Here is a 16,999-nt window from a genome sequence, read left to right as displayed (position 1 = left end):
TCCGCGGTCAGGTCACCGACTCCGGGACCGCCGTGTCCGTCGGCGCGTGCCGGGGGGCCTTGGCCGTGACCATGAGGCCCGCGATCAGGCCCGCCAGGAGCATGATCCCGACCGCCCACCAGATCGCCACGGTGTAGCCGTGGACGGTGCCCTCGCGGACGACCAGCGCCTTCTGCGCGGGGTCGCGGAGATGGGCGGCGACGTAGGCGGTGCTGCTGGTGGTGGCGATGGTGTTCAGCAGCGCCGTGCCGATGGAACCGCCGACCTGCTGCGAGGTGTTGACCGTCGCCGAGGTCACGCCCGCGTCCTGCGGGGCGACCCCGGCGGTGGCGGTGGCGAAGACGGGCATGAAGGTCAGCCCCATGCCGAGGCCCAGCAGGAGCAGACCGGGCAGCAGCTCGCCCGCGTAGTCGGAGTCGACGGTGAGCCGGGTGAAGACCAGCATGCCGCAGGCGGCCAGGACCATCCCCGGGACCATCAGCGCGCGCGGGGCCACGCGGGGCAGCAGCCGCGCCGAGATCTGCGTCGAGCCGATGATGATGGCGACGGTCAGCGGCAGGAAGGCGAGCCCGGTCTTCATCGGCGAGTACGCGAGGACGACCTGGAGGTAGTAGGTCATGAACAGGAACACGCCGAACATGCCGATGACGGCGAGCCCCATCGTCAGGAAGCAGCCGGCGCGGTTGCGGTCCTTGACGATGTGCAGCGGCAGGAGCGGGCTCGGCGCCCTGTTCTGCCACCACACGAACACCGCCAGCAGCGCGACCCCGCCCGTGAGGAGACCCAGCACCAGGGCGTCCGTCCAGCCGCGCGACTCCGCCTCGGCGAACCCGTAGACGATCGCCACCAGCCCGCCGCAGCCCAGCACCGCGCCGGGCACGTCCAGCCGGACGTCCTTGTGGCCGGGCCGGTCGCGCAGCAGCCCGAACGCGCCGAAGACCGCGACGACGGCGATGGGGATGTTGACGTACAGGCACCAGCGCCAGTTCAGGTACTCCGTCAGCAGACCGCCCACGATGAAGCCGATCGCCGCGCCCGAGCCCGCCAGCGCCCCGTAGATGCCGAACGCCTTGCCGCGTTCCCTCGGGTCGGTGAAGGTGGTGGTCAGCAGGGACAGCGCCGAGGGCGCGAGCAGGGCGGCGAACGCGCCCTGGAGGGCGCGGGCGGCGAACAGCATGCCGGACGTGGTGGCCGCGCCGCCGAGCCCCGACGCCGCCGCGAAGCCGATCAGCCCGATGACGAACGTGCGTTTGCGCCCCACCAGGTCGGCGACCCGGCCGCCCAGCAGCAGCAGCCCACCGAAGGCCAGCGTGTAGGCCGTGATGACCCACTGCCGGTTGCCGTCGGACATCCCGAGATCACGCTGGGCGGACGGGAGGGCGATGTTCACGATCGTCGCGTCCAGCACCACCATGAGCTGGGCGAGCGCGATGACCACCAGTGCCCACCAGCGGTGCGGGTCGGGACCCGCAGGCGCCTCCGGTTCACCTGTCCGGGTGACACTCATTCGCTCAGAAGACCATGAAACAGAAGGGGCCGCATCTTCGGACGGCACCGGTCCACGGGGTGTGTTCCGTCCGGACGGCACCGGTCCGCGGGCCGTGTTCCGTCCGGACGGCGCGGGTTCGCCGGGCGGCTTCCGCCGGCCCGTGGTCATGGCTCCAGGACCACCTTCCCGGTCGTGGCCCTGTTCTCCAGGGCCCGGTGCGCGGCGGCGGCCTCGGCGAGGGGGAAGCGCGTGACGGCCGGGACGAGACGCCCGGCGGCGGCCTCGGCCAGGGCCCGCAGCTCCAGGGTCCGCACGGGGTCGGGCCCGCCCGCCCCGCGCATCATCACGGGACCGAGCACCTGCTCGGACACCCCTTCCACGAGGTACGCGGAACCGTCGACGAGGCCCGCGCCCGACCAGCCGAAGACGAGGTGCCGGCCGCCGGGTCCGAGCAGGGCGACGGCGTCCCGGGCCACGTCGCCGCCGACCCCGTCGAGCACGAGGGTCGCCGCCCGGCCGCCGAGGTGCGCGCGGACCTTCCCCGGCCAGCCGGGATCGGTGTAGTCGACGGCCGGATCGGCGCCGTTCGCGCGGGCCAGCGCCACCTTCTCGGGGCCGCCCGCCAGGCCCACGACGGTCGCGCCCGCGTGGCGCGCGTACTGCACCAGGAGCGTGCCGATGCCGCCGGCCGCCGCGGGCACGACGACCACGGAGGAGGGGCCGAACTCGGCGAACTGCACGATCCCCATGGCCGTACGGCCCGTCCCGATCATGGCGACGGCCTGCGCGAAGTCGAGGTTCCCGGGAACGTCGTGGAGACGCCCGACGTCCGTGACCGCCAGCTCGGCGTAACCCCCGGGGGCGAAACCGAGGTGGGCGACGACGCGCCTGCCGAGCCAGGACCCGGCCACGCCCTCGCCGACGGACTCGACGGTTCCGGCGACCTCCCGGCCGGGGACGGTCGGCAGGTCGGGCCGCGGGGCCGGGCCGCCCCGCACGCCCGCGCGCAGGGCGGTGTCCAGGAGGTGGACCCCCGCGGCGGCCACGGCGATCCGGACCTGGCCGGGCCCGGGCTCGGGGTCCTCGGTCCGCTCCAGGACGAGGTTCTCGGCGGGGCCGAAGGCGTGCAGTCGGATCGCGTGCATCGGGGGCTCCTCGGGCTGCGGGATCTGCGGGCTGCGGGATCTGCGGGACCGGGGACCAGGGTTCAACCTCAAGCCCGCTTGAGGTCAAGGCGCTCCCGGATGCCCAGGGCCAGCGACACGGCCTCCATCGCGCTGTTGAAGGACACCTCCGAGAGCACCCCGGGAGCCGCGACCTGGTCGCCCACGAGGTAGACGCCGTCGCCCCGGTCGATGCGCGGGCGGTCCCGCCAGGTCGTACCGGGCAGGTCGACCGCTCCCGTACGGCCGTTCGCGACGCTCGTGCGCCGCCAGGTGACCCGCTCACGCCAGCCCTCGAAGGCGAGGTCGAGCAGTTCCTCGGCACGGGCGGCGCCGATCGCCCTGGACTCTCCCGGGGCGATCGGGATCTGCCCCTGGAGCAGCTGCTCCCCGGCCGGGGCGAGGGTGCGGTCCCGGGCGGTGAAACGCTCGATCCAGCCCGGCGCGTCCAGGTCGGAGACCGCGAACGCGTCCCCGCGACGGCTGCGCAGCGCCAGGTCGACCAGGGTGGTGCGGCCGCTCGTCCAGGTCAGCGAGTCGTCCCCCAGGAGACGGCGGGCCGAGTCGAGCGAGGTGGCGACGACGACCGGGCCCCCGCCGGTGGGGACGGTGTCCACCCGGGCCAGCGTCTCCATCCGCACGCCGAGGTTCCACGCCCGCCCCGCCATCCGGTCGATGACGTTCGCCCAGCCGCCCCGGGGGCAGTGCACCTCCGTCGGCACCTTCATGGCCCGGCGCAGCCGCTGCTGCACGAACGCCGCCGACAGCGAACCGGGATCGTGGTGGAAGAGCGCGACGGCCGAGTAGTGGGCCGCGGCCCGCGCGCCCTCCTCCCCGGCCTGCCCGGTCGCCCAGGTCAGGAAGTCGACGTCCGCCGGGGCCTGCTGGCAGGAGCGCCGCAGCAGCTTCAGCATCGCGAACGGCGGGGTGCGGCGCAGCACGCCCTTGTGCCGCAGCCGCAGCCGGGCGGCCTCCAGGGGCGGGATCGGGGCGAGCGCTCCGACCAGGTCCCGCTGCTTGAGCCAGGTCCAGTGCGGGCCCGCGCTGTAGAGGGCGTGCGGTCCCTCGTTCGTCCGGTACGGTCCCTCGGCGGTCCGGGCCCGTCCACCGAGGGTGTGGTGGGCCTCGTACACGGTGACCTCGGCGCCCGCCTCGGCGGCGGTGATGGCGGCGGTGAGTCCGGCGAAGCCGCCGCCGATGACGGTGATGCGGTGCATGGCTGGGGGTCTCCTCTGCTCGCTGTCGGCTGTCCTGTGCCCGGGGTCGCGGCGGTGCTGTGACGACAGGCCTTTTCGCGTGTACGACGGAACGGGGCCCGGGGATGTGACATGCCCGGCGTTCTCGCAGGCCGGGGCGCCGGCCGTCGCGGGCCGGGGCCCGTTGTCGGTGGGGGCGGGCAGGATGGGGGCATGGTGAGGAGAGCGGCGGGCGGGCGCGGCGGGACGGGCGCGAAGGCGCCGGGGCGGGCTTGAGGGCGGCGCGGCGGCCCGAGCTGCGGCTGCCCCCGCTGGAGCCGCACGACGGGGCGGAGCTGGAGCCCGACGGGGACTACGACGGGCTGGAGTTCAGGGAGGCGGACCTCGCCGGACAGGACGGAGGGGGAGCCCGCTTCATGGACTGCGCGCTGACGGGCTGCGTGCTGGACGGGACCCGGCTGCACCACGCGCGCGTGCTGGACTCGGTCCTCACGGGCATCCGGGGCGTGGGCACCGACCTCGCGGAGTCGACGCTGCGCGACGTCGAGCTGACCGACGCCCGCCTCGGCGGAGCGCAGCTCCACGGCTCCGTCCTGGAACGGGTGGTCGTGCGCGGCGGGAAGATCGACTATCTGAACCTGCGCAGGGCGGGGCTCAAGGACGTCGTCTTCGAGGGCTGTGTCCTGGTCGAGCCGGACTTCGGGGGCGCCCGCCTGGAGCGGGTGGAGTTCGTGGACTGCGTCCTGAAGGGAGCGGACCTCACCGGGGCCACCCTCGTGGACGTGGACCTGCGCGCGGCGGCGGAGCTGGACATCGCGCGGGGCGTCGACCGGCTCTCGGGCGCGGTCATCAGCACCCACCAGCTCCTGGACCTGGCACCGGTACTGGCGGCCGCCCTGGGGGTACGGGTGGACGGCGGCGCGGAGGGGGCCTGAGACCCCGCCTGGCCCGGTACCCCACGGGCCGGGGACCCCGCCGGGCCGGGGACCCCGCCGGGCCGGGGACCTCGCCAGGCCGGGGACCCCGCCTGGCCTCAGGCCCTAGGAGACGCGGGGGAAGCGGGCCTGGAGGGTCCAGATCGCCGGGTTCTCGCCGAGGTCCTCGTGCAGGTCGGTGAGGTCCGCGAGCAGGTCGTGCAGGAAGTCGCGGGCCTCGCGGCGGAGTTCGGTGTGGGAGAAGGTCAGCGGCTCCTCGTCGCCCGGCATCCAGTCGGCCTCGATGTCCACCCAGCCGAAGCGGCGCTCGAAGAGCATGCGGTCGGTCGACTCGGTGAAGTCCAGCTCCGCCTGCTGGGGGCGGGAGGCCCTGCTGCCCAGCGGGTCCCGGTCGAGCTGCTCCACGATGTCGCACAGCGCCCACGCGAAGTCGAGCACCGGCACCCAGCCCCAGCCCGTGGACACCTCCCGGTCCGTCTTGGTGTCGGCGAGGTACACGTCCCCGCAGAACAGGTCGTGCCGCAGCGCGCGGACGTCCGCGCGGCGGTAGTCGGTCTGCGGGGGGTCGGGGAAGCGGTTGGAGAGGGCGTAGCCGATGTCGAGCACGAGGTGATGGTGTCACGCCCGGACCGGAGCCCGTCCCGGCCGGACCGGGGGTGTCGGGACGGCCGGGACACGACGTTACGCCCCGCGGCCGACGGAGGGGCGGCCTAGGATCGCGGATGTGCCCCGATCCTCCGTCGCCGCCCCCTTTGCCCTGGCCCTCGCGCTCGTCGCCGGGCTCACCGCCTGCGGCGGGGACGGTGTGCACGGGAAACCCGGCGCGGCCGGGGTCGGCGACCCGTACTTCCCGAGGATGGGCAACGGCGGGTACGACGTCACGCACTACGGACTCACCCTGTCCTACGACCCCCCGAGCAGACGGCTGACCGGGACCGCCGAGATCACCGCGCGGGCCCTGCAGGACCTCAGCGCCTTCCACCTCGACCTGCTGGGGCTGCACGTCTCCGAGGTCACCGTCGGGGGCCGCGAGGCGAGCTGGAGCCGGGCGGGCCAGGAACTGACCGTGCGCCCGCGCGAGGACCTCGACAAGGGGGAGACGTTCCGCACGACGGTCCGCTACTCCGGGGTCCCCCGGACGATCACCGACGCCGACGAGTCCGAGGAGGGCTGGCTGCGCACGGCCGACGGGGCCCTCGGGCTCGGGGAGCCCACGGGGTCCATGGCCTGGTTCCCCGGCGACCACCACCCCTCCGACAAGGCGGCGTACGACGTCGGGATCACCGTCCCGAAGGGCGTCCAGGCCGTCTCCAACGGCGAGTTGACGGGCGAGTCGACCAAGGGCGGCCGGACGACGTACACCTGGCACACCGCGGAGCCGATGGCGAGCTACGTGGCGACGCTCGCGATCGGCAGGTACGACGTCACCCGCTCGACGACGAAGAAGGGGCTGCCGGTCCACGTGGCGGTGGACCCGCTCCAGAAGGAGGCGAGCGAGAAGGTGCTGGGGGAGATCCCTGCGGTCATGGACTGGGCGGAGTACAACTTCGGCCCGTACCCCTTCTCCTCCACCGGGGCGATCGTGGACCGCCCCGACGACGTGGGCTACGCCCTGGAGACCCAGACGCGCCCGGTCTTCCCCGGCGCGCCCGACACCGGCACCCTGGTCCACGAACTGGCCCACCAGTGGTTCGGCGACTCGGTCACCCCGAAGTCCTGGCGGGACATGTGGCTCAACGAGGGCTTCGCCACCTACGCGGAGTGGCTGTGGAAGGAGGACCACGGCGGCGACTCGGCCGAGGAGATCTTCGACGCCCTCTACGAGGGCGACTACTACGAACCCGTCGACAGCAGCGAGATCTGGACCTTCCCGCCCGCCGACCCGCCCGACGCCGCGCAGATCTCCGACCCGCCCGTCTACTACCGCGGGGCGATGGTCCTGCACAAGATCCGTCAACTCGTGGGCGACGACACCTTCTACGACATCGTCCAGGGCTGGGCCGCCGCCCGTCGCCACGCGAACGCGGACACGGCCGACTTCACCGCGTACGTCGAGAAGGCCGCGCCGGACGAGGACTTCGGCGGGATCTGGAAGGACTGGCTGTACGGGAAGGGCAGACCGGAGAACCCGTGAGGCGCCGGTCCCGTCCACCGGGCCCCGGACGGCACATGGACGACCCGGACGGCCCGGGAATGAGAGGAGCCCCCGGGTGAACCGCGGTCCGGGGGCTTCTCTCGTCGCGCGTGCGCGCGCTCGGCCGTCAGACGTTGACGCCGAAGTCCTGCGCGATGCCCGCCAGGCCCGAGGCGTAGCCCTGGCCGACCGCGCGGAACTTCCACTCGGCGCCGTTGCGGTAGAGCTCGCCGAAGACCATGGCGGTCTCGGTGGCGGCGTCCTCGGAGAGGTCGTAGCGGGCGATCTCGGTGCCGCCGGCCTGGTTCACGATGCGGATGTAGGCGTTGCGGACCTGGCCGAAGTTCTGCGTGCGGGTCTCCGCGTCGTAGATGGAGACCGGGAAGACGATCTTCTCGACGTCGGCGGGGAGGCCCGCCAGGTTGACGTTGATCGCCTCGTCGTCGCCCGCGCCCTCACCCGTGCGGTTGTCACCGGTGTGGACGATGGTCTGGTCCGGGGTCTGCTTGTTGTTGAAGAACACGAAGTGGGCGTCGGAGTAGACCTTGCCCTGGGTGTTGACCGCGATGGCCGAGGCGTCGAGGTCGAACTCGGTGCCCGTGGTGGTGCGGACGTCCCAGCCGAGGCCCACGGTGACGGCGGTCAGGCCCGGAGCCTCCTTGGTGAGCGAGACGTTGCCACCCTTGGACAGGCTTACAGCCATTGTTGGGAGTCCCTTCCCTCGTGACGTACGGGCTTCGTACTGGGGACGAAGCTACCGTCACCCCTATGAACGCCCAGGGGGGCGCCCGAGGTTCCGTGTGTCTTTACCTTTTTTACCCGGACTCCCCCTCTTGGCCCCGGGAGACACGGAAAAACGGGTGACGCGGACCGGCCGCGCGGGCGACCATGAACACATGTCCGGTCCCTATGTCATCCGCGGCTCCGTCTCCCTGCCCGAGGCCGAGCTCATGTGGCGTTTCTCGCGCTCCGGCGGGCCGGGCGGGCAGCACGTGAACACCAGCGACTCGCAGGTCGAGCTCCGCTTCGACCTCGCCGGGACCGAGGCGCTGCCGCCCGTGTGGAAGGAGCGCGCCCTCGCGAAGCTCGCGGGACGGCTCGTCGACGGGGTCGTCAGCGTCCGGTCCTCCGAGCACCGGTCCCAGTGGCGCAACCGCGAGACGGCGGCCGTGCGCCTGGCCTCCCTGCTCGCCGAGGCCACCGCGCCGCCGCCCAAGCCGCGCCGCCCCACCCGCATCCCCCGGGGCATCAACGAGCGCCGGCTGCGCGAGAAGAAGGCCCGCTCCGACACCAAGCGCGGCCGCACGGGCCGCGACTGGGGCTAGGGACCGTGTAGCCCCGGGCCTCCGTCGGCCGGGCCCCGCCAAGGCCCCGCCGCGGGCCGGGCGAGTCCCGCCGGCCGCTCCGCGGAGGCTTCAGCCCAGCTGCCGGTAGCGGCCCTTGAAGTACGTCAGGGGGCCGTCGTCCGAGCTCGGCACCCGGGCCGTCAGGACGCGGCCGATGACGAGGGTGTGGTCGCCCGCGGGAATCCGCTGCTCGGTGCTGCACTCCAGGGTGGCCAGGGCGCCGCCCATCAGGAGCGCCCCGGACGCCTCGCCGCGGACGCGGGGGACGTCCTCGAAGAGGAGCCGGTCGCTGATGCGGCCCTTCATCGAGAAACGTCCGGCGATGTGGCGCTGGCTCTCCGCGAGCACGGAGACGCCCCACAGCGGCTGTTCGTCGAGCAGGTCGTCCATCCGGGACCCCTCGCGCAGGCTGACCAGGACGAGCGGCGGGTCCAGGGAGACGGACACGAACGCGGTCGCGGTCATGCCGACGTCCTCGCCGCGCGGCCCGTCCGGGGCCAGCGCGGGTTCGTGCGCGGTCACCAGGACCACACCCGCGGCCAGCCGGGTCATGGCGGCGCGGAACTCGTCGTTGCTCACCCCCTCAGCATGCACGGACGGGGTGGCGGCAAGGGCGGGAGGAGTCGTGAGCACGCCGAAACGCTAGTCTCCGCCCCGGAGGCCGCGCATTGGACCTCGGCCCGAACCGGGACCTAGGTCCGGGGGCGGAGCGGGGCCGGCCGACGGGTTCCGGAAACGGGGGCGGGGGCGGCCGAACGCGCGGGCCGCGCCGGCCGTACTCTCTCTCGTCCGTACCCGTCCGTCCTCGTCCGAGGGAGCCGATTGTGCACAGGTTCTGCACAATCGGCCAATAATGCGTGCGGCGAACGCACACCGAAATGCAGAAACACCGCTCGATTGCTCAGGTTATGCTGTGACTTGAGTCACAGGAGCCATATTTTGTTGACCCTGTGTACCGAGTGGGGAGCGCGCTGTGATTCAGTGGCGGAGGTATTACGCGGGGAAGCTACCAAGCAGTACGGCGTGAAGGAGTTCACGGGGAAGCGCCGGGAAGTCAGCACTGAACCGAAAAAGCACCCAGTACGCCGAGGGAACCCTGGAGTTGCTGCGAGGTCTCGAGGGGAGGGCGAATGGAGACCGAGTCGGAGCCCTACGTCCGTCTTGCGACCCTGCGGCAGCTGCACCAGGTGATGGCGGACATGAACACCGCGCGCAGTCTCGCCGACACGCTGCAGACCGTCGCCGACGGCGTCGTCACCGGGCTCGGCTACGAGCTGGCGTGCGTCAACCTCGTACGCCCCGACGGCGACCTCGTGGTCGCGGCCCTCGCCGGCAACCCCGCCGCCGAAGCCCTCATCACCGGCCGGGTCGGCTCCCGCGAGTCCTGGGAGCGCCGCCTCACCATGGGCGAGGCCTGGGGCGACCTGCGGTTCATACCGCACACCGAGGGCTGGGTCCTCGACGAGGACGACGTGCCGCAGTGGTACACCGACGGCCCCGCCCCCCGCTTCGAGGACGAGTGGCACCCCTCCGACCGCCTCTTCGCGCCGATGTACACCCCGAACGTCTCCGGCAGCGGCAGCGGAACCGGTGGCCACGGCGAGCTGATCGGCGTGCTGTCGGTGGACCGGCCGCGCAACGGACGCAAGCCGGGCGCCTGGGGCCGCGAAGCCCTCCAGATGTACGCCTTCCAGGCCGCCATCGCGATCAGCAACGCGCGTCTACGTGCGAACATGCAGCGCGCCCTGGTCCGCCTCGAACGCGAGCAGCAGGCTCTGCGCGCCAGCGAGGAATCCTTCCGGCAGGCCTTCGAGTACGCCCCCTCCGGCATGGCGATCGCCGAGATGGGCGGCGACCAGCACGGCCGCATCCTGCGCACCAACGACGCCCTGTGCCGGCTCCTCGGCCGGCCCGCCTCCGCGATGCGCCGCTACTCCTTCTCCGACCTCGTGCACCCCGAGGACATCGGCACCCTGCTGCGGACCTCCGCCGAGGGCGGCCGGGCCGAGCTCAGGCTCGGGCGCCGCGACGGCACCTACGTCTGGGTCCACCTGCGCAACTCCGTCGTCGCGGACACCGCCGACGGCCCCCGCTTCCTGCTCACCCACGTCGAGGACATAGAGGACCGCAAGCGCCGGGAGCTCCAGCTCGCGCACCGCGCCTCGCACGACGCCCTCACCGGCCTGCCCAACTCCGCCGAGCTGCGCTCCCGGCTCGGCGCCCGCCTGTGCCGGCGCCCGGCGTCCCTGCCGCCCGGCGCGGTCGCCTCGCTGGACGCCGCGTACGGCCACGCGGACTTCACGGACCCGCTGTCCGGCGAGTACGACGACAACGGCCACCCCGCCTACGACGGGAACGGCCACGGCTTCGACTTCCGGGCCGGCGCCGAGGCGTTCGAGGCCTTCGACCACCACGTGCACACCGTCGCCCCCGAGGGCGAGACGGACGACGGCACCAAGGGGCTCGCGGTGCTCTTCTGCGACCTCGACGGGTTCAAGTCGATCAACGACCGGTTCGGGCACAACGCGGGTGACGAGGTTCTCATCGAGGTCGCCCGCCGCCTCACCCACGGCGTCCGGGACGGCGACACGGTGGCCAGGCTCGGCGGCGACGAGTTCGTGGTGCTCGCCGACGGCCTCGGCCGCGCGGACGCCCAGGACCTCGCCGTACGCCTGAGGAACGCGATCATTCCGCCCATCAAGGTCGACGGACGGGCCGTCCGCGTGGGCGCCAGTTTCGGCATCGGGTGGGCCCACTGCGGAATGACGGCGGACGAGGTGTTGAAATCCGCTGACGAACGGATGTACGTCGAGAAACGTTCTCGTCCCAAACAGCACAGGCGTGCCGGATAACACGCAGGTCAGTGCATCGATGCGGTGAAGGACCCCCGTTCGGCCCAGCGAAACCGGGTAGGCTCGCCATTCATTCGTGTACCGAGTCAGAACCGCACCCGCTGAGGAGACCAAGGGATGACGCCCGGCAACAACGGCGCGAGCACGCCCGAGGAGGACGACCCGTTCGGCTATCTCTACGCCGACGGTCAGGCCAACGGAGCCACGCCGCCCTCTGGAGGCGGTGGCTACGGCTACCCGGGCTCGGTCAACCGGGTGCGGGCGGTCGGCGAGCGCAAGTACGGTCAGCAGGCCCCCACCGCCCCGTACGGCCAGGTGCCGCAGCAGGGCGGCTACGGCCAGCCGAACGCGCACTACGGAGCCCCCGAGACCGTTCCCGGCGGCGCGCAGACGGCGCGGGTGCCGATGCCCGGTCACGGTGACGGCGGCGGGCGCGGCCGTGGCCCCAACACCAAGGGCCTCCTCATCGGCGCGATCGCCGTGGTCGCCGCCGTCGTGATCGGCATCAGCGTCGCCATGATGGGCGGCGGGGACGACGACAAGACCGACGACCAGGCCGACGCGACCCCCACGGTCTCCCAGAGCGCGTCCCCGACCCAGAAGGAGACGAAGGGGCCCGACAAGTCCGCCGGGGAGCTCCCCAAGGCCGAGGCGAAGGCGCTGAACCTCGGCACCGGTGTGACGACGGCCTCCGACATCGACGGCGCCCGGTCCGACGGCGGCGTCTACGTGGCCGGTCTGAACAATCCGGGCGCCTCGGTGACCTGGACGTTCAACGGCATCCCCGAGGACGGCGACTACACCGTCTTCGCGCGCTACAGCGTGCCCGGCCAGGACGCGTCGATGACGCTCACCGTCAACGGCAAGGTCTTCGGCTCCAAGCTGAGCCTGGAGAACTACGCGCGCGCCGCCGAGGGCGACTTCGCCAAGGGCTGGACGACGACCTACGCGTGGCCCACCCTCAACAAGGGCACCAACACGATCACCCTCTCCTGCGGGGACGGCGACAGCTGCAACGTGCTGCTCGACCAGTTCTCGCTGAAGAAGGGCCGGGTCAAGAGCTAGCTCCCGAAGACCGGACCGCGGCGGACAGTCCTCAGGCCGCCGCGGACTCGGCCGTCACCGTGACCCGGCCGAGCAGGCTCTCGTACAGCGCCCGGTCGAACTCGCCGGCCGCGGGTGCCGCCACGGTCGCCGTCGACAGGGCGACGGCGCGGGCGAGGCGGGCCGGCCAGTCGAGATTCTCGACCAGGCCCGACAGCAGGCCCGCGACGGCCGAGTCGCCCGCGCCGGTCGGGTTGCCGCGGGCCCGGACGGGCGGGGCGGCGCGCCAGTGGCCCTCGGCCGTGTGGGCGAGCAGCCCGTCCGCGCCGAGGGAGGCGACCACCGCGTGCGCGCCGCGCCGCCGGGCGTTGCGGGTGGCCTGCAGCGGATCGTGGGAGCCGGTGAGCTCGGCCAGTTCCTCGGCGTTCGGCTTGATGATGTCGGGGCGGGCGGCGACCCCCCGGCGCAGCGGCTCCCCGCCGGTGTCCAGCAGCACGGGGACGGCCGCCGCGCGGGCGCTGCGCACGAGCTGGGCGTAGGCGCCGACCGGGACGCCCGGGGGCAGGCTGCCGCACAGGGCCACCGCGGAGGCGGAGCGCAGCAGACGCTCGTACGTCTCCTGGAAGGCCGACCACTCGGCGGGGGTTATCGCCGGTCCCGGTTCGTTGAGCTGGGTGGTGTCACCGGTCGTCGTGTCGACGACGGCTATCGTGCGGCGCGTCGATCCCCGCACCGGGACGAGCGCGTCCACCACCCCGGCCGTCCCGGCGAGCTGGTCCCGCACGGTGCGGCCGGTCGCGCCGCCCGTGAAACCGGTGACCGTCACCTCGTGGCCGAGCGCGGCGAGCACGCGTGCCACGTTCAGGCCCTTGCCGCCCGGGCGTTCGGTCACCTCGCTCACCCGGTGCGTGCCGTGCGGGCGCAGGGCCCGTACGCGATAGGTGATGTCGAGAGCGGTGTTCGGCGTGACCGTGAGGATCACCTGCGACGACCTCCCCCGAAGAGTTCTGTGACGTGGGCGCCGGTGGGACGCCCGCCGGTGGTTCCGGAGGCTCGATCATGCCAAACGCAACGGCGGTCGGCCCAGTCCCCCCGGGCCAACCGCCGCAAGCAACAAAGGTGTGAATCACCCCAGTTGGGGATCGACCACCCATTCGCCCCCGCGCATGACGCCCTTGAGGGCGAAGTCGGCGTCGAGGACCACGAGGTCCGCGGCCTTGCCCGGCTCCAGCGAACCCACCCGGTCGTACGCGCCCAGCAGGCGGGCGGGGTTGACGGAGATGGCCGTCACGACGTCCTCGACCGGCAGCCGGTCGACCGTGACGGCGCGCTGGAAGGCGCGGTCCAGGGTGAGCGTGGAGCCCGCGATCGAACCGCCCTCCACCAGGCGGGCGACGCCGTCCGCGACCTCGACCTCCAGCGGGCCGAGCATGTAGCGGCCGTCGCCGAAGCCCGCCGCGTCCATCGCGTCGGTGATGAACGCGACCCGGCCGGAACCCGCGTGATGGAACGCCAGCTCCAGCGAGGCGGGGTGCAGGTGCGTGCCGTCGTTGATCAGCTCGACGGTGATCCGCTCGTCCTCCAGGAGGGCGGCGATGGGTCCCGGGGCACGGTGCCCGAGACCCGGCATCGCGTTGAACAGGTGCGTCGCCACGGTCGCGCCCGCGTCGATGGCCGCCTTCGTCTGCTCGTACGTCGCGTCGGTGTGCCCGATCGCGGCGATCACCCCGTGTTCGGCGAGCAGGCGTACGGAGTCGAGGCCGCCCGGCAGTTCGGGGGCGAGCGTGACCATGCTGGCCCGGCCGCGCGCCGCGTCGAGGAGCTTGCGGACGTCCGCCGGGTCCGGATCGCGCAGCAGTTCCTCGGAGTGGGCGCCCTTGCGGCACGGCGAGATGAACGGGCCCTCGAAATGGATGCCGGCGATGTCGCCCTGCTCGGCCAGTTCGGAGAGCATCCCGGCGCGTTCGGCGAGGCCGTGCATGTCGCCGGTGACGGTCGAGGCGACGACGGTCGTGGTGCCGTGCAGCCGGTGGGTGTGGATGCCCCGCAGGACGTCCTCGGCCGTTCCCGAGGTGAAGGACGCGCCGCCGCCGCCGTGGTTGTGGATGTCGACGAAGCCGGGGACCACCCAGTGGCCGGACAGGTCGGTCACGGGCGCGTCCGCGGGGGCTTCCGCGAGAACCTCGGAGGGCCGCGTCCCGGGGGCACCCGCGCCGGCGATCACCGGACCGTCGATGATCACGCGGCCGTCGTGCACGATCCCGGTGGGCAGCACCACCCGGGCGCCGGCGAGAACCTTGCTAGGGGCCATCGGGTGGTTACCTCCGGGGAGTCGTGGGAGTGGTGTTCAGGAGGTCCCGGGCGAGGAGCCCGGCACCGAGGCATCCGGCGGTGTCCCCGAGGGCCGCGGGGACGATGGACGGCAGCTTCTGGAACGTGACGCGTCTTTCGACCGCGGCCCGCAGGGGTGTGAACAAGGTTTCCCCCGCTTCGGCGAGCCCGCCACCGATGATCAGGGTGCGCGGGTCCAGGAGGGTGAGTGCGGTGACCAGGCCGTCGGCGAGCGCGTCGACGGCCTCCTGCCAGACGGCGAGCGCCCTCGGATCACCCGACTCGACGGCCTCGGCGCAGTCCGCCGCGTCCGCGCCGGGGTCGCCGGACGCCTCGGCCCAGGCCTGGCTGACGGCCGCCGCGGAGGCGAACCGTTCCAGACAGCCGCGCTGCCCGCACGGACACGGGGACCCGCCGGGCCGTACGACGATGTGGCCGATCTCGCCCGCGAAGCCGTGCGCGCCCTCCTCGACGCCGCCGTCGATGCCGATGGCGCCGGCGATGCCGGTGCCCAGCGGGACGAACAGGAAACGGTCCGCTCCCCGTCCGGCGCCGATCCGGCCCTCCGCGAGTCCGCCGGTGCGCACGTCGTGCCCGAGCGCGACGGGCACGCCGCCGAGCCGCTCGCCGAGCAGCCGGCGCAGCGGGACGTCGCGCCAGCCGAGGTTGGCGGCGTAGACCGCGACGCCGTTCCGCGCGTCGACGATGCCGGGGACGGCGACGCCGGCGGCCAGCGCGCTCTCGCCGAAGTGCTCCTCGCCGTGGGCGCGCAGTTCGGCGGCGAAGTCGAGGATGTCCTCGACGACGGCGTCGGGGCCGCGCTCGCGACCGGTCGCCCTGCGGGCCTGGTGCAGCAGCGCGGGGTGCCCGGGGGCCTCCGGCCGTGGCGCGTCGGGGCGGTCCGGGGAGGGCTCGGTGTCCACCCCGACGAGGGCGGCCTTCATCCCGGTGCCGCCCACATCGAGGGCGATGACGTGTCTCACGGGGGACAGTGTCGCGCTTTACCCCTGGAAAGGTCTAGTCCACTCACATGTTGGAGACCTCGAATCCGCATTCCGGGACGTGCTCGGGGCGTGCGGGGCCCTGCCGGTCCTCGGGCGGCCCGGGACCCGGCGCCTGTCGGTGCCGGGGGCTACCGTGCTGTCCATGGAAGAGCTGCCCGCGCGCGAACGGAGCATCCTCGCCCTGGAGCGCCGCGGCTTCCCCGGCCCCGGCGCGAAGGAGCGCGCCATACGCGAACAACTGGGCCTGGCGCCGGTCCGCTACTACCAGCTCCTGAACGCCCTCCTGAACGACCCGCGCGCCCTCGCCCACGACCCCGTCACGGTGAACAGACTGCGCCGCGTCCGCGAGGCCCGCCGGGACGAACGCTGAAGCCCGGCGACCCGGCGGCTGCCGAGGCCGAGCGGCGGGACCGGTCCGCGAGGCCGGGCTGCGGGATCGAGGTGTTCCGGAGGAAGGAGGCCTGCTCGGTATGAGTCATCGGTATGAGCCATCGGTATAAGTCATATGAGTCAGGGGTGCGGGAGTCGGCTCCCGGATAGGGTCGCCCCATGGGCAGCCACTCCGAATCCAAGGACTCCTTGCCGGACCCGGTGACCCCCGCCGGGCGCGACGCTCTGGAAGCGATCCTCACGCGCCCCGCCCGGACGGTCGTCGCACTCGACTTCGACGGAACCCTCGCCCCCATCGTCCCCGACCCCGACAAGGCCCGCGCGCACCCCGACGCGGTCCCCGCGCTCTCCGCCCTCGCCCCCAAGGTCGCCTCGGTCGCCGTCGTCACCGGCCGCCCGGCCGGTGTGGCCGTGCGCCACGGCGGCTTCGCGGGCGTGGCCGGTCTTGAGCACCTGGTCGTCCTCGGCCACTACGGCGCCGAGCGCTGGGACGCGGTCAGCGGCACCGTCACCGCCCCCGCCCCGCACCCCGGCGTGGCCGCCGTCCGCGCCGAGCTGCCGGGGTTCCTCGACACGATCGGTGCCTGGCAGGGCACCTGGATCGAGGAGAAGGGCCGGGCCGTCGCCGTGCACACGCGCCGCGCCGCCGATCCCCAGGCCGCGTTCGAGGCGCTGCGGGGGCCGCTGGGCGAACTGGCCGCCCGGCACGGTCTGATCGTCGAGCCGGGCCGTATGGTCCTGGAGCTGCGCCCGCCCGGTATGGACAAGGGTGTCGCCCTCCTGGAGTACGTGCGTGAGGTCGGGGCCGAGGCCGTTCTCTACGCGGGTGACGACCTGGGGGACCTGCCCGCGTTCGCCGCCGTCGACAAGCTTCGCTCCGACGGGGTTCCCGGGCTGCTGGTGTGCAGCGGCAGCTCCGAGGTCGCCGAACTCGCCGAGCGCGCCGACCTGGTGGTCGACGGGCCCGCCGGGGTCGTGCGCCTCCTCTCCGCCCTCGCGGCCGAACTCGCCTGACCCCACTGCTCGTTGGCCGGGCGGGGCGGGGGCGGCAAGCCTTTTTCGCCCCCTCCGCCCCTACCCTTCCCGTCCCCGGGGCTCCGCCCCGGACCCCACTC

16 protein-coding genes are annotated in these 16,999 nt (G+C 73.2%); 7 read left to right on the top strand and 9 right to left on the bottom strand.

From position 1 onward, the window contains the following. Nucleotides 1–7 precede the first annotated feature (7 nt). The 3 genes from ACFW6B_RS18395 to ACFW6B_RS18385 form a co-directional block, all read right to left on the bottom strand. Nucleotides 8–1,507, bottom strand: coding sequence for an MFS transporter (locus ACFW6B_RS18395; protein WP_386597220.1), 1,500 nt, complete (start codon nucleotides 1,505–1,507; stop codon nucleotides 8–10). 146 nt (nucleotides 1,508–1,653) lie between these two features. Continuing rightward, nucleotides 1,654–2,634, bottom strand: coding sequence for a zinc-binding dehydrogenase (locus ACFW6B_RS18390; RefSeq protein ID WP_386597218.1), 981 nt, complete (start codon nucleotides 2,632–2,634; stop codon nucleotides 1,654–1,656). Nucleotides 2,635–2,702: 68 nt separating this feature from the next. Then, nucleotides 2,703–3,869, bottom strand: coding sequence for an FAD-dependent oxidoreductase (locus tag ACFW6B_RS18385; RefSeq protein WP_386597216.1), 1,167 nt, complete (start codon nucleotides 3,867–3,869; stop codon nucleotides 2,703–2,705). A gap of 251 nt (nucleotides 3,870–4,120) precedes the next feature. On the opposite strand from ACFW6B_RS18385, the gene ACFW6B_RS18380 reads away from it, so the two are divergent. Then, nucleotides 4,121–4,783, top strand: coding sequence for a pentapeptide repeat-containing protein (locus tag ACFW6B_RS18380; RefSeq protein WP_386597214.1), 663 nt, complete (start codon nucleotides 4,121–4,123; stop codon nucleotides 4,781–4,783). A gap of 105 nt (nucleotides 4,784–4,888) precedes the next feature. On the opposite strand, the gene ACFW6B_RS18375 is transcribed toward ACFW6B_RS18380, so the two are convergent. Beyond that, the gene (locus ACFW6B_RS18375; RefSeq protein ID WP_386597212.1) at nucleotides 4,889–5,389 is read right to left on the bottom strand and encodes a hypothetical protein; all 501 of its coding nucleotides are present in this window, start codon (nucleotides 5,387–5,389) and stop codon (nucleotides 4,889–4,891) included. 118 nt (nucleotides 5,390–5,507) lie between these two features. Here ACFW6B_RS18375 and ACFW6B_RS18370 point away from each other — a divergent pair, with 118 nt between their 5' ends. Then, nucleotides 5,508–6,917 carry a M1 family metallopeptidase gene (locus ACFW6B_RS18370; RefSeq protein WP_386597210.1) on the top strand — a complete coding sequence of 470 codons (1,410 nt, stop codon included), beginning with the start codon at nucleotides 5,508–5,510 and terminating at the stop codon, nucleotides 6,915–6,917. Nucleotides 6,918–7,044: 127 nt separating this feature from the next. Here the strand turns inward: ACFW6B_RS18370 and ACFW6B_RS18365 are convergent, their stop codons facing one another. Then, nucleotides 7,045–7,620 carry a TerD family protein gene (locus ACFW6B_RS18365; protein ID WP_386597208.1) on the bottom strand — a complete coding sequence of 192 codons (576 nt, stop codon included), beginning with the start codon at nucleotides 7,618–7,620 and terminating at the stop codon, nucleotides 7,045–7,047. Between the two features lie 193 nt (nucleotides 7,621–7,813). On the opposite strand from ACFW6B_RS18365, the gene arfB reads away from it, so the two are divergent. Beyond that, nucleotides 7,814–8,242, top strand: coding sequence for an alternative ribosome rescue aminoacyl-tRNA hydrolase ArfB (gene arfB / locus ACFW6B_RS18360; RefSeq protein WP_386597206.1), 429 nt, complete (start codon nucleotides 7,814–7,816; stop codon nucleotides 8,240–8,242). 90 nt (nucleotides 8,243–8,332) lie between these two features. Here arfB and ACFW6B_RS18355 read toward each other — a convergent pair whose 3' ends face one another. Further along, nucleotides 8,333–8,815 carry a flavin reductase family protein gene (locus ACFW6B_RS18355; RefSeq protein WP_386597400.1) on the bottom strand — a complete coding sequence of 161 codons (483 nt, stop codon included), beginning with the start codon at nucleotides 8,813–8,815 and terminating at the stop codon, nucleotides 8,333–8,335. Between the two features lie 578 nt (nucleotides 8,816–9,393). Between ACFW6B_RS18355 and cdgB the strand changes: the two genes are divergently transcribed. Together cdgB and ACFW6B_RS18345 are read left to right on the top strand one after the other, a co-directional pair. Beyond that, nucleotides 9,394–11,115, top strand: coding sequence for a diguanylate cyclase CdgB (gene cdgB, locus ACFW6B_RS18350; protein ID WP_386597204.1), 1,722 nt, complete (start codon nucleotides 9,394–9,396; stop codon nucleotides 11,113–11,115). Nucleotides 11,116–11,232: 117 nt separating this feature from the next. Next, nucleotides 11,233–12,180 carry a carbohydrate-binding protein gene (locus ACFW6B_RS18345; protein WP_386597202.1) on the top strand — a complete coding sequence of 316 codons (948 nt, stop codon included), beginning with the start codon at nucleotides 11,233–11,235 and terminating at the stop codon, nucleotides 12,178–12,180. Between the two features lie 31 nt (nucleotides 12,181–12,211). Here the strand turns inward: ACFW6B_RS18345 and ACFW6B_RS18340 are convergent, their stop codons facing one another. The 3 genes from ACFW6B_RS18340 to ACFW6B_RS18330 form a co-directional block, all read right to left on the bottom strand. Next, complete coding sequence (locus ACFW6B_RS18340; RefSeq protein ID WP_386597200.1) at nucleotides 12,212–13,141, bottom strand: 1-phosphofructokinase family hexose kinase; 930 nt, start codon at nucleotides 13,139–13,141, stop codon at nucleotides 12,212–12,214. A 144-nt stretch (nucleotides 13,142–13,285) separates the two neighbouring features. Beyond that, complete coding sequence (gene nagA, locus ACFW6B_RS18335) at nucleotides 13,286–14,470, bottom strand: N-acetylglucosamine-6-phosphate deacetylase (protein WP_386597197.1); 1,185 nt, start codon at nucleotides 14,468–14,470, stop codon at nucleotides 13,286–13,288. Nucleotides 14,471–14,477: 7 nt separating this feature from the next. Further along, nucleotides 14,478–15,473 carry an ROK family protein gene (locus tag ACFW6B_RS18330; protein ID WP_386597195.1) on the bottom strand — a complete coding sequence of 332 codons (996 nt, stop codon included), beginning with the start codon at nucleotides 15,471–15,473 and terminating at the stop codon, nucleotides 14,478–14,480. A gap of 163 nt (nucleotides 15,474–15,636) precedes the next feature. On the opposite strand from ACFW6B_RS18330, the gene ACFW6B_RS18325 reads away from it, so the two are divergent. After that, nucleotides 15,637–15,864, top strand: coding sequence for a DUF3263 domain-containing protein (locus tag ACFW6B_RS18325; protein WP_328669776.1), 228 nt, complete (start codon nucleotides 15,637–15,639; stop codon nucleotides 15,862–15,864). Nucleotides 15,865–16,043: 179 nt separating this feature from the next. Next, the gene (gene otsB / locus ACFW6B_RS18320; protein WP_386597192.1) at nucleotides 16,044–16,898 is read left to right on the top strand and encodes a trehalose-phosphatase; all 855 of its coding nucleotides are present in this window, start codon (nucleotides 16,044–16,046) and stop codon (nucleotides 16,896–16,898) included. Nucleotides 16,899–16,999: the final 101 nt, after the last annotated feature.

Source organism: Streptomyces sp. NPDC058751 (genome assembly GCF_042746485.1).
GTDB lineage: Bacteria > Actinomycetota > Actinomycetes > Streptomycetales > Streptomycetaceae > Streptomyces.
Note: the sequence above shows the minus strand (reverse complement) of the source record. Positions and strands in the feature narration are given on the sequence as shown.

Excerpts from the sequence above, each read along its gene's own strand:
- otsB (WP_386597192.1), top strand. The coding sequence starts at position 16,044 with ATGGGCAGCCACTCCGAATCCAAGGACTCCTTGCCGGACCCGGTGACC.
- ACFW6B_RS18395 (WP_386597220.1), bottom strand. The coding sequence starts at position 1,507 with ATGAGTGTCACCCGGACAGGTGAACCGGAGGCGCCTGCGGGTCCCGAC.
- ACFW6B_RS18385 (WP_386597216.1), bottom strand. The coding sequence starts at position 3,869 with ATGCACCGCATCACCGTCATCGGCGGCGGCTTCGCCGGACTCACCGCC.
- ACFW6B_RS18390 (WP_386597218.1), bottom strand. The coding sequence starts at position 2,634 with ATGCACGCGATCCGACTGCACGCCTTCGGCCCCGCCGAGAACCTCGTC.
- ACFW6B_RS18345 (WP_386597202.1), top strand. The coding sequence starts at position 11,233 with ATGACGCCCGGCAACAACGGCGCGAGCACGCCCGAGGAGGACGACCCG.
- ACFW6B_RS18325 (WP_328669776.1), top strand. The coding sequence starts at position 15,637 with ATGGAAGAGCTGCCCGCGCGCGAACGGAGCATCCTCGCCCTGGAGCGC.
- nagA (WP_386597197.1), bottom strand. The coding sequence starts at position 14,470 with ATGGCCCCTAGCAAGGTTCTCGCCGGCGCCCGGGTGGTGCTGCCCACC.
- arfB (WP_386597206.1), top strand. The coding sequence starts at position 7,814 with ATGTCCGGTCCCTATGTCATCCGCGGCTCCGTCTCCCTGCCCGAGGCC.
- cdgB (WP_386597204.1), top strand. The coding sequence starts at position 9,394 with ATGGAGACCGAGTCGGAGCCCTACGTCCGTCTTGCGACCCTGCGGCAG.
- ACFW6B_RS18355 (WP_386597400.1), bottom strand. The coding sequence starts at position 8,815 with ATGACCCGGCTGGCCGCGGGTGTGGTCCTGGTGACCGCGCACGAACCC.
- ACFW6B_RS18365 (WP_386597208.1), bottom strand. The coding sequence starts at position 7,620 with ATGGCTGTAAGCCTGTCCAAGGGTGGCAACGTCTCGCTCACCAAGGAG.